Source organism: Nonomuraea sp. NPDC049758, from assembly GCF_040674635.1.
Lineage (GTDB): Bacteria > Actinomycetota > Actinomycetes > Streptosporangiales > Streptosporangiaceae > Nonomuraea.
This window is the reverse complement of record NZ_JBFAMZ010000003.1, coordinates 284,869-297,661: the sequence shown is the minus strand read 5'-3', so window position 1 is coordinate 297,661 and position 12,793 is coordinate 284,869. Positions and strand designations below refer to the sequence as shown.

Below are 12,793 nucleotides of genomic sequence, written 5' to 3'. Positions count from 1 at the left end.
CCGCGAGGTCAGACGTCCCGGCTGTCCACCACGCGCTTGAGCTTGCCCACCGACCGCTCCAGCGTCTCGGGGTCCACCACCTCGACCTCGACGCTCACGCCGACGCCCGCCTTGACCGCGTGCCGCAGCGCGCGCCCGGCCTCCTCGCGGCCGGTCGCGCCCGGCCGCGCCTCGACCCTGACGGTGAGCACGTCGAGCCGGTCCGGCCGGGTCAGGTGCAGCTGGAAGTGCGGCGACAGGCCGGGTACGCGCAGCACGAGCTCCTCGATCTGGGTCGGGAACACGTTCACGCCGCGCAGGATGATCATGTCGTCGGTGCGGCCGGTGACCTTCTCCATGCGGCGGAAGGCGGGCCTGGCCGTGCCGGGCAGCAACCGGGTCAGGTCGCGGGTGCGGTAGCGGATGACCGGCATGGCCTCCTTGGTGAGGCTGGTGAACACCAGCTCGCCGCCGTCGGGGGCGGGCTCGCCGGTGAACGGGTCGACGGTCTCGGGGTAGAAGTGGTCCTCCCAGACGTGCAGGCCGTCCTTGGTCTCGACGCACTCGTTGGCCACGCCGGGGCCCATGACCTCCGACAGCCCGTAGATGTCGACGGCGTGCAGGTCGAAGCGCTCCTCGATCTCGGCGCGCATGCGCTCGGTCCAGGGCTCGGCGCCGAAGATGCCGATCTCCAGCGAGCTCTCGCGCGGGTCGAGGCCCTGGGCGGCGAACTCGTCGAGCAGCGCCAGCAGGTACGACGGCGTGACCATGATGACCCTGGGCCGCAGGTCGGTGATGAGCTGGACCTGCCGGGCCGTCATGCCGCCGGAGACCGGCACCACCGTGCAGCCCAGCCGCTCGGCCCCGTAATGGGCGCCGAGGCCGCCGGTGAACAGCCCGTAGCCGTACGCCACGTGCACCACGTCGCCGGGACGCCCGCCGGACGCCCGGATCGACCGGGCCATCACCTGCGCCCAGACGTCGAGGTCGGCCTTGGTGTACCCGACGACCGTGGGCTTGCCCGTCGTGCCCGAGGAGGCGTGGACGCGCGCCACCCGCTCGCGCGGCACGGCGAACATGCCGAACGGGTACGACTCGCGCAGGTCCTCCTTGGTGGTGAACGGGAAGAGCGCGAGGTCGTCCAGGCTCCGGCAGTCGCCGGGACGGACGCCGTGCTCGTCGAACTTGCGCCGGTAGAGCGGCACGTTGTCGTAGGCGTGGGACAGCGTCCAGCGCAGGCGCTGCAGCTGCAGGGCCATGAGCTCGTCCCTGGAGACGCGCTCGACCGGGTCGAGCTCCTCGGGGGACGGCGGCGGGAAGGGCCTCATCTCAGCTCCCTGCTGCGCCCGCGGAACTCCGCGACCACCCGGCCGCCGGCCCCGCGCACGGTGATGTCGTAGATGCCGCTGCGGCCGTAGGTGGTGCGCTCGGCCGCCTCGGCCACCAGCACGTCGCCCTCGTGGGCGGGGGCGACGAAGGTGATCTCGGCCCCGGCCGCCACGGTCACCGGGCCCCGGGTGTTGCACGCGCAGGCGAAGGCGGTGTCGGCCAGGAGGAAGACGTAGCCGCCGTGGCAGATGGCGTGTCCGTTGATCATCTGGCCGGTCACGGCCATCCGGCACACCGCGCGCCCCTCGGCCAGCTCCACCAGCTCGATGCCCAGGGCGGCGGAGGCGGTGTCGGCGTCCAGCATGCGACGCGCGCTCTCCAACTGGTCTCCCTTGCTTACTGACCGAATGTTCGGTAAACACTTCCCCGTCCTGCCGAGCACTGTCAAGGGAGGGCCGGCGCAGCGCAGCTGTAAGGGCCGTCTGTGGGGTATGTCCTGGTTCGTCAGCGGGTCGGCCTCAGCGCGTGAGGAGAGACGATGATCAAGCCGTTCGCCTCGTCGGCGGATCTCGGTGAGAAGCGGCAGTCCCTTGAGGTGCTGGCGGAAGGCGTCTACGCGCTCACCGCCGAGGGCGACCCCAACGTGGGCGCGATCGAGGGCGAGGACTTCCTGGTCTGCTTCGAGGCCCTGGCCACGCCCACGGCCGCCGGCGACTGGCTGGCCAGGCTGCGCGAGCACACCGGCAAACCGGTCAGGTACCTCGTGCTCTCGCACTACCACGCGGTCCGCGTGCTGGGCGCCTCGGCGTTCGGCGCGGACGTCGTCGTGGCGCACGACAAGACCCGCGAGCTGATCGCCGAGCGCGGCGAGCAGGACTGGGCCAGCGAGTACGCCCGGATGCCCCGCCTGTTCAAGGACCCCGGCTCGATCCCCGGCCTGACCTGGCCCACCGCCACCTTCAGCGACACCTTCACCATCGATCTCGGCGGCGGCAGGGGCGACCTGGTGCTGGCCCACTGCGGACGCGGCCACACCGAGGGCGACCTGGTGGCCTGGCTGCCCGAACGGCGCATCCTGTTCGCCGGCGACCTGGTCGAGTCGCAGGCCGCGCTCTACACCGGCGACGCCTTCCACCGCGAATGGGCCTCCGGCACGCTCGACCGCGTCGCCTCGTTCGGGGCCGAGACGCTGGTCGGCGGCAGGGGAGCGGTGGCCCACGGCAAGGCCGAGGTCGAGGCGGCCATCGCCCAGAGCCGCGACTTCCTCACCGTGATGCTGCGCGAGGTCGGCGCGGCGGGCGGGCTGAAGGAGGCGTTCGAGCGCACCCACCGGGCCCTGCGGCCGCGCTACGGCGGCTGGCCCATCTTCGAGCACTGCCTGCCCTTCAACGTCTCCCGCCTCTGGGACGAGCTCCACGGCGTCGAACGGCCGCGCGTCTGGACCGCCGAGCGCGACCGCGAAGTGTGGGACGAGCTCCAGTCATGAGGCCCGCGGAGTCCGTGCCGCAGGTCATCGTCGTCGGCGCGGGCCCGGTCGGCCAGACCGCCGCGTTGCTGCTGGCCCGATGGGGCATCCGGGTGCTGGTGCTGGACCGGCGGCAGGCCCGCGACGGCGGCGGCTCGAAGTCGATCTGCCAGCAGCGCGACGTGCTCGACATCTGGGCCGCGGCGGGCGCGGGCCGGGTGGCGGAGGAGGGGCTGGCCTGGACCACCGCCCGCACGTACTACCGCGACCGCGAGCTGTTCTCCTGGTCCTTCGACGGCCAGGGCCCGCTGCCGCCGTGCGTGAACATCTCCCAGGCCCGCACCGAGCAGCTGCTCGACGAGGTCATCGCCGACCAGCCGCTCATCGAGGTGCGCTGGGGCCACGAGGTCACCGGGCTGGTCCAGGACCCGGCGGGGGTGGAGGTCCGGTGCGGGCAGCGGCTGCTGCGCGCCCCCTACGTGCTGGTCTGCGCGGGCGCGCGGGCCCAGCAGGTACGCCGGTCGCTCGGCGTCTCCTTCGACGGCGAGGCGTTCGACGACCAGTTCCTGATCTGCGACATCCGGGCGGATCTGCCCGGCTGGGAGAACGAGCGCCGCTTCTACTTCGACCCCGTGTGGAACCCGGGCCGGCAGGTCCTCATCCATCCCTGCCCCAACGGGACGTACCGGATCGACTGGCAGATCGCGCCGGACTTCATCCCAACGAATACCGATATTTCGCAGAAAATCCAGCAAATCATCGGGGATCGGCCGTACGAGCTGATCTGGCACAGCACGTACCGGTTCCACTCGCGGATCGCCTCGCGGATGCGCGTCGGACGGGTGCTGCTGGCGGGCGACTGCGCCCATCTGGTGGCGCCCTTCGGGGCCCGGGGCCTCAACTCCGGCGTGCCCGACGCCGAGAACGCGGCCTGGAAGCTCGCCTTCGCGCTCAACGGCTGGGCCGGGCCCGAGCTGCTGGAGTCGTACCACGCCGAGCGGCACGCGGCGGCGCGGGAGAACCTGGAGGTGACCGCCGCCACCATGCGCTTCCTCGCGCCGCGGACGGACCGGGACCGGGCCAGGCGGCGGGAGGTGCTGGAGGCCGGCCTGGTCGCCGAGGTGGACTCCGGGCGCTTCGCCGAGCCCTACTGGTACGTGGACTCGCCGCTCACCACGCCCGAGCCGGGCCGGCCGTTCGGGGGGCGTCCGCCGAAGGGCGCGCCGTGCGATCCGGCCCCCGGAGTGATCCTGCCGGACGTGCCGCTGGCGAAGGGCAGACTGCGCGAGTTCTGCCGGGACGGTTTCCTCGTTCTGTTGGGTGATATGTGCGATTCGAGTTTGTTTGTGCAGGTCCTGGGCAAGGTCATTACGGCACCGCTCGCCGTCCGCGAGCTCACGGAGATGGATGCGACCGGCTCGCTCGCCGAAAGACTCGGTGCGCGGCCGGATGAAGCATGGGTGATCAGGCCAGATGCCCACATCGCCGCGATCATTCCCCGCGGGGGGCCGGACGAGGTCGCGGCCGCCGTGAGCCGCGCCTGCGGCTCTCCTCGACCTGAGCCCTAGGAGGACTGCGTGACCGGCCGTAGCTCGTTTCTGATCGTCGCGAACCGCTTGCCGGTCGATCGCACGATCGAGCCAGACGGAACGGCCTCGTGGCGCAGGAGCCCGGGGGGGCTCGTGACGGCCATAGCGCCCGTGATGAAGCGCCGCCACGGCGCCTGGGCCGGTTGGCACGGCGCGCCGGACGAGAAGCTCGAACCGTTCGAGCAGGACGGCATGAGCCTCATCCCCATCCCGCTGTCGGCCCGCGAGGTCGAGCTCTACTACGAGGGTTTCTCCAACGCCACGCTGTGGCCGCTCTACCACGACGTGGTGGCGCCGCCGGTGTTCGAGCGGGAGATGTGGGAGACCTACCGTTCGGTCAACGAGCGGTTCGCCGCGGCCGCCGCCGAGGCCGCCGAGGAGGGGGCCGTCGTCTGGGTGCAGGACTACCAGCTCCAGCTCGTGCCCGCGATGCTCCGGCGGCTCCGGCCCGACCTGCGGATCGGCTTCTTCCTGCACATCCCCTTCCCGCCCGTCGAGCTGTTCTGGCGGCTGCCCTGGCGCAAGGAGCTGGTCGAGGGGCTGCTCGGCGCCGACCTGGTCGGCTTCCAGCTGCCCGGCGGCGCCTCGAACTTCCGCAGGCTGTGCCGGCGGCTGCTCGGGCTGCCGTACAAGGGGAACGAGATCTTCCTGGACGACCGGGTGGTGACCACGCAGGCGTTCCCGATCTCGGTGGACTTCGGGCAGCTCGACTCGCTGGTGCGCGAGCCGCACGTCGTGGCGCGGGCCAAGGAGATCAGGGGCGAGCTGGGCGATCCCGAGCACGTGCTGCTCGGCGTGGACCGGCTCGACTACACCAAGGGCATCGGCCAGCGTCTGGAGGCGTTCGGCGAGCTGCTCAAGGACGGCAGCCTGCGCCCCAACGAGGCGGTCTTCGTGCAGATCGCCACCCCGAGCCGCGAGCGCGTGGACGAGTACCGCAAGCTGCGCGACGACATCGAGCTGCAGGTGGGCCGGATCAACGGCGAGCACGCCCAGATCGGGGTGCAGCCGATCCAGTACTTCCACCAGTCCTACGGCCACGACGAGCTGGCCGCGCTCTACCTGGCGGCCGACGTCATGGTCGTCACGCCCCTGCGCGACGGGATGAACCTGGTGGCCAAGGAGTACATCTCCTGCCACCACGACCTGCACGGCGCGCTGGTGCTCAGCGAGTTCACCGGGGCGGCCGACGAGCTGCGGCAGGCGTACCTGGTGAACCCGTACGACATCGAGGACGTCAAGCGGCAGATGATCGCCGCCATGCGGGCCACGCCGCACGAGCTGGCCCGGCGGATGCGCACGATGCGCCGCCGGGTGGCCACCTACGACGTGGACCGCTGGGCGAGCGAGTTCCTCAGTGCCCTTGAGTCACCTGCTTCACAGACTTCCACGCGTCGTAGCGCTTCTTGGCGGTCCGGTTGACCACGATCTGCGCCACGGACATCCCGACGCCGGTGAGGATCGCGTAACCGATCGCCTCGCCCATGCTCACCTCGGGCGAGTCGTCGTCGAGGGGAGGCTCCTTGCCGGTCGCCTTGACCCAGACGAACCCGAGGAGCTTCCTCATCCCCCAGGCGGTCGCCATGCCCACCAGACCACCGATGACGCGCCAGGCGATGTCGGGTTTGTCCTCCGCCATGCCAACTCCCTTCCCCTATGTAACGAACACTAGTCTCTAACGCTTGCCGGGCCCCCGAAGCCGTACCATAAGGAGGCATGACTCAACAGCGACTACGCCATGCATCCATGCCGGAAAAGCCGACCCTCGACGGCTTGGAGCAGGTATGGGTAGCTCGCTGGCAGGAGGAGGGCACCTACCGCTTCGACCGGTCCAAGCCGCGCGAGCAGGTCTACTCCATCGACACGCCGCCGCCGACCGTGTCCGGCTCCCTCCACGTCGGTCATGTCTTCTCCTACACCCACAGCGACATCATGGCCCGCTACCAGCGGATGATCGGCAAGTCGGTGTTCTACCCCATCGGCTGGGACGACAACGGCCTGCCTACCGAACGGCGGGTGCAGAACGTCTACGGGGTGCGCTGCGATCCGTCGCTGCCGTACGATCCTGACTTCGTTCCACCGGACAAGCCGGGCAAACGTGAGATCTCGATTTCGCGGCGCAACTTCGTCGAGCTGTGTCACCAGCTCACCGCCATCGACGAGAAGGCGTTCGAGGAGGTCTGGCGCCGGGTCGGCCTGTCGGTCGACTGGGACCTGCTCTACACCACGATCAGCGACGAGTCGCAGGCGGTCTCCCAGCGGGCGTTCCTGCGCAACCTCGGCCGCGGCGAGGCCTACCTCGCCGAGGCGCCCACGCTGTGGGACGTCACCTACCGCACCGCGGTGGCCCAGGCCGAGCTGGAGGACCGCGAGTGGCCCGGCGCCTTCCACCGCATCTCCTTCTACGGCGAGCGCGGGCCGATCTGGATCGAGACGACCCGGCCCGAGCTGATCCCGGCCTGCGTCGCGCTGGTCGCCCACCCCGACGACGAGCGTTACAAGCCGCTGTTCGGCACGTCCGCGCTTACGCCGCTGTTCGGCGTCGAGGTGCCGATCCTGGCCCACCACCTGGCCGAGCCCGACAAGGGGTCCGGCATCGCGATGATCTGCACGTTCGGCGACATCACCGACGTCACCTGGTGGCGTGAGCTGCACCTGCCCACCCGGCCGGTCATCGGCTGGGACGGCCGGCTGCTGCCCGAGCCGCCCGACGGCGTGGAGCCGGAGCCGTACAAGGAGCTGGCCGGCAAGACCGTCCACAGCGCGCGCGAGCGCATCGTCGAGCTGCTGCGCGAGTCCGGCGACCTCGACGGCGACCCGCGTCCGGTGCAGCGCCCGGTCAAGTTCTACGAGCGCGGCGACAAGCCGCTGGAGATCGTCACCACCCGCCAGTGGTACATCCGCAACGGCGGGCGCGAGCAGGCGCTGCGCGCCCGGCTGCTGGAGCGCGGCAGCGAGCTGGCCTGGCACCCGCCGCACATGCGGGTGCGCTACGACAACTGGGTCGAGGGCCTGACCAGCGACTGGCTGATCTCCCGCCAGCGCTTCTTCGGCGTGCCGTTCCCGGTGTGGTATCCGCTGGACGAGGCCGGCAACCCGGTCCACGACGCGCCGATCCTGCCGGCCGAGGAGTCGCTGCCGGTCGACCCGTCCTCCGACGTGCCGCCCGGCTACGGCGAGGAGCAGCGGGGTGTGCCCGGCGGGTTCATGGCCGATCCCGACGTCATGGACACCTGGGCGACCTCGTCCCTGACGCCGCAGATCGCCGGCCGCTGGGCGAGCGACGACGACCTCTACCGGCGCGTGTCCCCCTACGACCTGCGGCCGCAGGCGCACGAGATCATCCGCACCTGGCTGTTCTCCACGGTGGTCCGCTCCCACCTGGAGTTCGACGCGCTGCCGTGGACCGACGTGGCGATCTCCGGCTGGATCCTCGACCCCGACCGCAAGAAGATGTCCAAGTCCAAGGGCAACGTGGTCACCCCGCTCGACCTGCTGGAGCAGCACGGCTCCGACGCCGTCCGCTACTGGGCCGCCAACGGCCGCTACGGCGTGGACACCACGTTCGACGTGGGCCAGCTCAAGATCGGGCGGCGGCTGGCGATCAAGATCCTCAACGCCTCGAAGTTCGTGCTCGGGCTGGCCGGCAGCGACGGCGAGGTCACCGAGCCGGTCGACCTGTCGATGCTCGCCGCCCTGTCCGACATGGCCCGCGAGGCCACGCAGGCGTTCGAGTCCCACGACCACACCCGCGCGCTGGAGGCCGTCGAGCGGTTCTTCTGGTCCTTCTGCGACGACTACCTGGAGCTGGTCAAGGCGCGGGCGTACGAGTCCGGGCCGGCCGCCGCCTCGGCGCACGCGGCGCTGCGTCAGGCGCTCGACGTGCTGCTGCGGCTGTTCGCGCCGGTGCTGCCGTTCGTGACCGAGGAGGTGTGGTCCTGGTGGCGCGAGGGCTCGGTCCACCGCGCCGCCTGGCCGGCTCCCGAGCGCGGCACGGGCGACCCGGCGGTGCTGACCGTGGCCTCGGAGGTGCTGCGGCGGATGCGCAAGGCCAAGTCGGAGGCCAAGTTGTCGATGCGGGCCGAGGTGTCCAGGCTGACCGTCTCGGGGCCCGAGGCCGATCTCGTCCGGCAGGCCCAGGACGACCTGTGCGCGGCCGGAGTCGTCGAGGAGTTCGTCCTCGACGGCGGCGACGTGCTGACCGTCGAGGTGCACCTGGGCTGAGGCGCGGCCGTCCGGCACGGGCGGTGAGGGGCGCCTCCCGCACCGCCCGTCCGGCATCTCGGCGTTTTATCGGCGCGCATCCCCGGCCCGGACGTGCCAGTCTTGAACACGTGCAGATCGACCGCCCCACCACACTCGTACCGCCCGTGCTGGCCAAGATGGCCGCATGGTGCGGGTGCCTGATCCTCGTCGGCGTGGTCGTCTACTTCTTCGTCCAGGCGATCGCCCGGCTCACCTTCGTGGCGCTGCCCGTGGCGATCGCGCTGCTGCTGACCGCGCTGCTGTTCCCGCTGACCAAGAGCCTGCGGCGGGCGGGCCTGCGGCCCATTTACGCCACCTGGCTGACCATGCTGGTCGCGCTCGCCGTCCTGGCCGGCACCGGCTGGCTGGTCGGCGCGCGGGCCAGCGAGGAGTTCCCCAACCTGGTCACACAGGTGCAGGCCACCGCGCGCTCGGTCCAGGAGTGGCTGATCACCGGCCCGCTGCACCTGAAGCAGGCCCAGATCACCGGCTACGTCGACGAGATCGCCACGATGGTCAACGCCCAGCGCACCGCCATCACCGGCACGGTGCTGTCGGCCAGCGCCGTCGCGATCGAGGTGCTCGCGTCCATCGTGCTGCTGCTGTTCGTGACGTTCTTCCTGCTCAAGGACGGCGACCGCATCTGGTCGTGGTTCCTGCGCGCCTTCGGCTCGATGTCGCCGCGGGTCGACCGGGCGGGCCGGGCGGCCTGGACCACGCTCTCCCACTACGTCCAGGGCACCGTGGCCGTGGCCGCCGTGCACGGCCTCATCATGGGCATCGTGCTGGCCGGCATGGGGGTGCCGCTGTGGGCGCCGCTGGCGGTGCTGATCTTCTTCGCCAGCTTCATCCCCATCGTCGGCATCTTCTTCGCCGGCACCGTCGCCACCCTCGTCACCCTCGGCGCCAAGGGCCTGGTCTACGCGCTGATCTTCCTCGGCATCCTCATCGTCGAGCAGCAGCTGGAGAACCACGTGCTCCAGCCGCTGATCGTGGGCAGGGCGCTCAACTTCCACCCGCTGGCGATCATCCTGGTGCTGTCGGTCGGCGGCATCCTGGCGGGCATCGCCGGAGCGGCCGTGGCCGTGCCGGTCGCGGCGGTGATCTACCGGGCGTTGCCCGAGCTGCGCCACAAACCGCCCGCCCTGCCGCCACCGCCCCACCACGAGCCGCCGGCGGAGGAACCGCCGTCCGGAGGCGCCCCTCCCGCCGGCGAGCCGCCGTCCGGGGGTGCGGTTCCCGCGGTGGGCTGACGCGGAGCGCGCCGGGTGGTTCCGATCCGGTGTCGAGGGCGAGTCCAGGGGCCGCAGCGAGTAACCTCGTCACCCGTGACGCGTTCCTCCCTCACCACCCCGCCGCCGGACGCCTCGGCGCCCGCGGCCCATCCCGGCGCCCCGGCGCCGGGCAGCTCCCTCGGCTCCCACTACAGCCGCTGCTTCGGCTGCGGCGGCGACCACCCGACCGGCCTGCACCTGAAGGCCGCCACGCCCGACGGCGTCACGGTCGAGGCCGAGTTCACCGTGGGGGAGGCCCACCAGGGCGCGCCGATGCTCGCCCACGGCGGCGTGCTGGCCGCCGCGATGGACGAGGTCATCGGAATGTCGGTCTACCTGTTCCACAAGCCCTATGTGACCGCCCGGCTGGAGACCGACTACCTTCTCCCCGTTCCCGTGGGCACGACACTCCACCTGCGCGCCTGGTGCAACGGGATCACGGGCAGGAAGGCGTACCTTGAGGCTGAGGGGCGCGTCGGCGCCCCCGACGGACCGGTCGCCGTCCGCGCGGCGGCGCTGTTCATCGAGGTGAGCATGGAACACTTCGCTGAGCACGGCGACCTTGCGGCCATCGCCGCCGAACACCAGGACTTCGAGGTGAACCCGTGAGCGACGTGGAGGTCCTCATCCAGCGGCTCGACACCGGGCTGCCGGTGCCGTCCTACGCCCACCCGGGCGACGCCGGCGCCGACCTCTACGCGGCCGAGGACGTCGAGCTGCTGCCCGGCGAGCGGGCCGTGGTCGGCACCGGCGTGGCGATCGCGCTGCCCGACGGCTACGCCGCGTTCGTGCACCCGCGCTCCGGCCTGGCGGCCCGCCACGGCGTCACGCTCGTCAACGCCCCCGGCACCGTCGACGCGGGCTACCGGGGCGAGATCAAGGTGACGCTGATCAACACCGACGCCAAGGAGCCGTTCCGCCTCCAGCGCGGCGACCGGGTGGCCCAGCTCGTCGTCCAGCGGGTCGAGCGCGCGGCCTTCTACGAGGTCGAACGCCTGCCCGGCTCGGTGCGCGGCGCCAACGGATTCGGATCGACGGGCCGCTGAAGCGGCCGGCCCGAAGCAAAGCCTGGGGCTCCGGCCCCGCGAACAGGGAGAGTGAGGAACGTGTTCCGACGTCGTCGTCGTGAGCAGCCGGAGACGGTGGCCGAGCAGGAGTCCCCGGCCCCTACCCGCGAGTCCGGCCCGTGGGACGCCGACGAGCCCCACCCCGACACGGACAGGATCGACCTCGGCGGCCTGCGGCTGCCGCACAACCCCGACTTCGACGTGCGCCTGGCCTCGCTCGGCGACCAGCACGTCGGTGTCGTCGTCCTGTACGAGGACAGCTCGCTGCAGCTCCAGGCCCTGGCCGCGCCGCGCTCGGCCGGTCTGTGGGACGACGTCAGGACCAAGATCGTCGCCCAGGCCAAGACGCTGGAGGAGCGGGAGGGCCCGTTCGGCGTCGAGCTGGCCGGCGAGGTCGCCATGGAGGGCGGCAGCCGGGCGGCCCGCTACATCGGCATCGACGGCCCGCGCTGGTTCCTGCTGGCCGCCATCACCGGCCCCGGCGCCCTCGACGAGCGCGTCTCCGGGGCGTTCATCGACTTCGTCAAGGACGTCGTGGTCGTGCGCGGCGACGAGCCGATGGCCCGCGAGGAGCCCATCACGCTGAGCCGTCCGCACGAGCGGCAGGCCGGCGAGCAGGACGAACGCCCGGCGTTCAGCCCCTTCAAGCGCGGCCCGGAAATCAGCGAGACCCGCTGAGCGTTACATCTCCGGGCCCCCGCCCGGCCCAGCCCGGCGACATTCCCAAGACCCCCCATCGGCTATTCGCTGACGGCTTACCATCACATAGGCTGAACCATCATGAGTACGGCAGAGCCTCCGAAACGCGGGGGATTGCGCGGCTTCTTCAGCCGGCTGGCCACGACCCAGTCGGAGATCGAGGCCCAGGAACTGCGGGAAGACGCCGACGAGGTCGGCGCGACGCCCATCGTGTCGTGTGGCGGGCGCCGCAGGTTCTGTGTAGCGGGTACGCTACGTACGGTGACATTGCGTCCGAGGGGCGGCGCCCCCGCCCTGGAGGCCGAGCTGTACGACGGGTCCGACGTGATCGACCTGGTGTGGCTCGGCCGCCGCAAGATCGTCGGCATCGAGCCGGGCCGTACGGTCAAGGCCGAGGGCCTGGTCAGCATGCAGGACGGGCGCAAGGTGATGTTCAATCCGCGATACGAACTGCGCCCAGGGAGTTGATCAGGTGAGTGCTGAGGCGGAAGAGGCCGCGCACGAGACCGTCGAGTCGGCGGTGCGAGCCCAGCTCGCCAAGGCCTTCGGCGGCGTCCGCGGCATCATCGAGGCCGCGGTGCCGACGATCGCCTTCACGGTCTCGTGGATCGTCACCGAAGACCTGAAGACGTCGCTCATCGTCAGCATCTCGCTCTCGGTGGTGCTCCTGCTGGTCAGGGTGGTCCAGCGGTCCACGCCGCAGTTCGTGATCAACAGCCTGATCGGCATCGCCATCGGCGCGTTCTTCGCCAGCCGCACCGGCAACGCGAAAGACTACTTCCTGCCCGGCATCCTGTGGAACGGCGCGTACTCGCTGGGCATGTTGGTGTCCATCGTCACCCGCTGGCCGGTCGTCGGGTTCCTCATCGGCTCGGTCACCAACGACCCGGTGGGCTGGCACAAAGACGCGGGCGTCGTCCGGCTCTGCACGCGGCTGACCTGGCTGCTCATGGTGCCGTGCGTGGTGCGGGTGGCCGTGCAGGGCCCGGTCTACCTGTTCGGCGGCGGTGACGAGGCGGTGGCCGCGCTCGGCTTCGCCAAGATCGTGATGGGCTGGCCCCTGCAGGTGGCGGCCCTGGCCGCGATGCTCTGGCTGCTCGGCCGCGGCCGCACCCCCATCAAGCCCCCGGTCGCCCCGGCCTGACC

General features: G+C 71.2%; 13 protein-coding genes. 10 read left to right on the top strand and 3 right to left on the bottom strand.

Annotated features, from left to right (window positions below):
- Window positions 1-8: 8 nt before the first annotated feature.
- Both paaK and paaI read right to left on the bottom strand, forming a co-directional pair.
- Window positions 9-1,307 carry a phenylacetate--CoA ligase PaaK gene (gene paaK, locus AB0J46_RS09460; protein WP_364328672.1) on the bottom strand — a complete coding sequence of 433 codons (1,299 nt, stop codon included), beginning with the start codon at window positions 1,305-1,307 and terminating at the stop codon, window positions 9-11.
- The gene (paaI, locus tag AB0J46_RS09455; RefSeq protein WP_357965867.1) at window positions 1,304-1,672 is read right to left on the bottom strand and encodes a hydroxyphenylacetyl-CoA thioesterase PaaI; all 369 of its coding nucleotides are present in this window, start codon (window positions 1,670-1,672) and stop codon (window positions 1,304-1,306) included. The genes paaK and paaI overlap by 4 nt, the downstream gene beginning before the upstream one ends.
- A 174-nt stretch (window positions 1,673-1,846) precedes the next feature.
- Between paaI and AB0J46_RS09450 the strand changes: the two genes are divergently transcribed.
- Genes AB0J46_RS09450 through AB0J46_RS09440 form a run of 3 tightly spaced genes read left to right on the top strand, consistent with a single transcriptional unit; the run spans window position 1,847 to window position 5,784 of the window.
- The gene (locus AB0J46_RS09450) at window positions 1,847-2,794 is read left to right on the top strand and encodes an MBL fold metallo-hydrolase (RefSeq protein WP_364328669.1); all 948 of its coding nucleotides are present in this window, start codon (window positions 1,847-1,849) and stop codon (window positions 2,792-2,794) included.
- Window positions 2,791-4,341 (top strand): FAD-dependent monooxygenase, encoded by a 1,551-nt coding sequence (locus tag AB0J46_RS09445; RefSeq protein ID WP_364328666.1) that lies wholly within the window; start codon window positions 2,791-2,793, stop codon window positions 4,339-4,341. Before AB0J46_RS09450 ends, AB0J46_RS09445 begins: the two co-directional genes overlap by 4 nt.
- 9 nt (window positions 4,342-4,350) lie before the next feature.
- Window positions 4,351-5,784, top strand: a complete 1,434-nt coding sequence (locus AB0J46_RS09440) for a trehalose-6-phosphate synthase (RefSeq protein WP_364328663.1) — start codon at window positions 4,351-4,353, stop codon at window positions 5,782-5,784.
- On the opposite strand, the gene AB0J46_RS09435 is transcribed toward AB0J46_RS09440, so the two are convergent.
- Window positions 5,717-6,001, bottom strand: a complete 285-nt coding sequence (locus AB0J46_RS09435; protein ID WP_352324039.1) for a DUF4235 domain-containing protein — start codon at window positions 5,999-6,001, stop codon at window positions 5,717-5,719. The two genes, AB0J46_RS09440 and AB0J46_RS09435, sit on opposite strands and share 68 nt — an antisense overlap.
- Before the next feature lie 107 nt (window positions 6,002-6,108).
- Between AB0J46_RS09435 and valS the strand changes: the two genes are divergently transcribed.
- The 7 genes from valS to AB0J46_RS09400 all read left to right on the top strand — a co-directional run bounded on the left by valS (window position 6,109) and on the right by AB0J46_RS09400 (window position 12,791).
- Window positions 6,109-8,586, top strand: a complete 2,478-nt coding sequence (gene valS, locus AB0J46_RS09430; RefSeq protein ID WP_364328660.1) for a valine--tRNA ligase — start codon at window positions 6,109-6,111, stop codon at window positions 8,584-8,586.
- A gap of 110 nt (window positions 8,587-8,696) precedes the next feature.
- The gene (locus AB0J46_RS09425; RefSeq protein ID WP_364328657.1) at window positions 8,697-9,860 is read left to right on the top strand and encodes an AI-2E family transporter; all 1,164 of its coding nucleotides are present in this window, start codon (window positions 8,697-8,699) and stop codon (window positions 9,858-9,860) included.
- Window positions 9,861-9,935: 75 nt separating this feature from the next.
- Window positions 9,936-10,490 carry a PaaI family thioesterase gene (locus AB0J46_RS09420; protein ID WP_352324042.1) on the top strand — a complete coding sequence of 185 codons (555 nt, stop codon included), beginning with the start codon at window positions 9,936-9,938 and terminating at the stop codon, window positions 10,488-10,490.
- Window positions 10,487-10,927, top strand: a complete 441-nt coding sequence (gene dut / locus AB0J46_RS09415; protein WP_352324043.1) for a dUTP diphosphatase — start codon at window positions 10,487-10,489, stop codon at window positions 10,925-10,927. The genes AB0J46_RS09420 and dut overlap by 4 nt, the downstream gene beginning before the upstream one ends.
- 60 nt (window positions 10,928-10,987) lie before the next feature.
- Window positions 10,988-11,626, top strand: coding sequence for a DUF3710 domain-containing protein (locus tag AB0J46_RS09410; protein ID WP_358284631.1), 639 nt, complete (start codon window positions 10,988-10,990; stop codon window positions 11,624-11,626).
- A 102-nt stretch (window positions 11,627-11,728) separates the two neighbouring features.
- Complete coding sequence (locus AB0J46_RS09405) at window positions 11,729-12,115, top strand: OB-fold nucleic acid binding domain-containing protein (protein WP_352324045.1); 387 nt, start codon at window positions 11,729-11,731, stop codon at window positions 12,113-12,115.
- A 4-nt stretch (window positions 12,116-12,119) separates the two neighbouring features.
- Window positions 12,120-12,791, top strand: a complete 672-nt coding sequence (locus tag AB0J46_RS09400) for a DUF3159 domain-containing protein (protein ID WP_358284632.1) — start codon at window positions 12,120-12,122, stop codon at window positions 12,789-12,791.
- Window positions 12,792-12,793: the final 2 nt, after the last annotated feature.

What these genes read in the sequence shown, in the direction of transcription:
- paaK (WP_364328672.1), bottom strand. Translation starts at nt 1,307, where the DNA reads ATGAGGCCCTTCCCGCCGCCGTCCCCCGAGGAGCTCGACCCGGTCGAG.
- paaI (WP_357965867.1), bottom strand. Translation starts at nt 1,672, where the DNA reads ATGCTGGACGCCGACACCGCCTCCGCCGCCCTGGGCATCGAGCTGGTG.
- AB0J46_RS09450 (WP_364328669.1), top strand. Translation starts at nt 1,847, where the DNA reads ATGATCAAGCCGTTCGCCTCGTCGGCGGATCTCGGTGAGAAGCGGCAG.
- AB0J46_RS09445 (WP_364328666.1), top strand. Translation starts at nt 2,791, where the DNA reads ATGAGGCCCGCGGAGTCCGTGCCGCAGGTCATCGTCGTCGGCGCGGGC.
- AB0J46_RS09435 (WP_352324039.1), bottom strand. Translation starts at nt 6,001, where the DNA reads ATGGCGGAGGACAAACCCGACATCGCCTGGCGCGTCATCGGTGGTCTG.
- valS (WP_364328660.1), top strand. Translation starts at nt 6,109, where the DNA reads ATGCCGGAAAAGCCGACCCTCGACGGCTTGGAGCAGGTATGGGTAGCT.
- AB0J46_RS09405 (WP_352324045.1), top strand. Translation starts at nt 11,729, where the DNA reads ATGAGTACGGCAGAGCCTCCGAAACGCGGGGGATTGCGCGGCTTCTTC.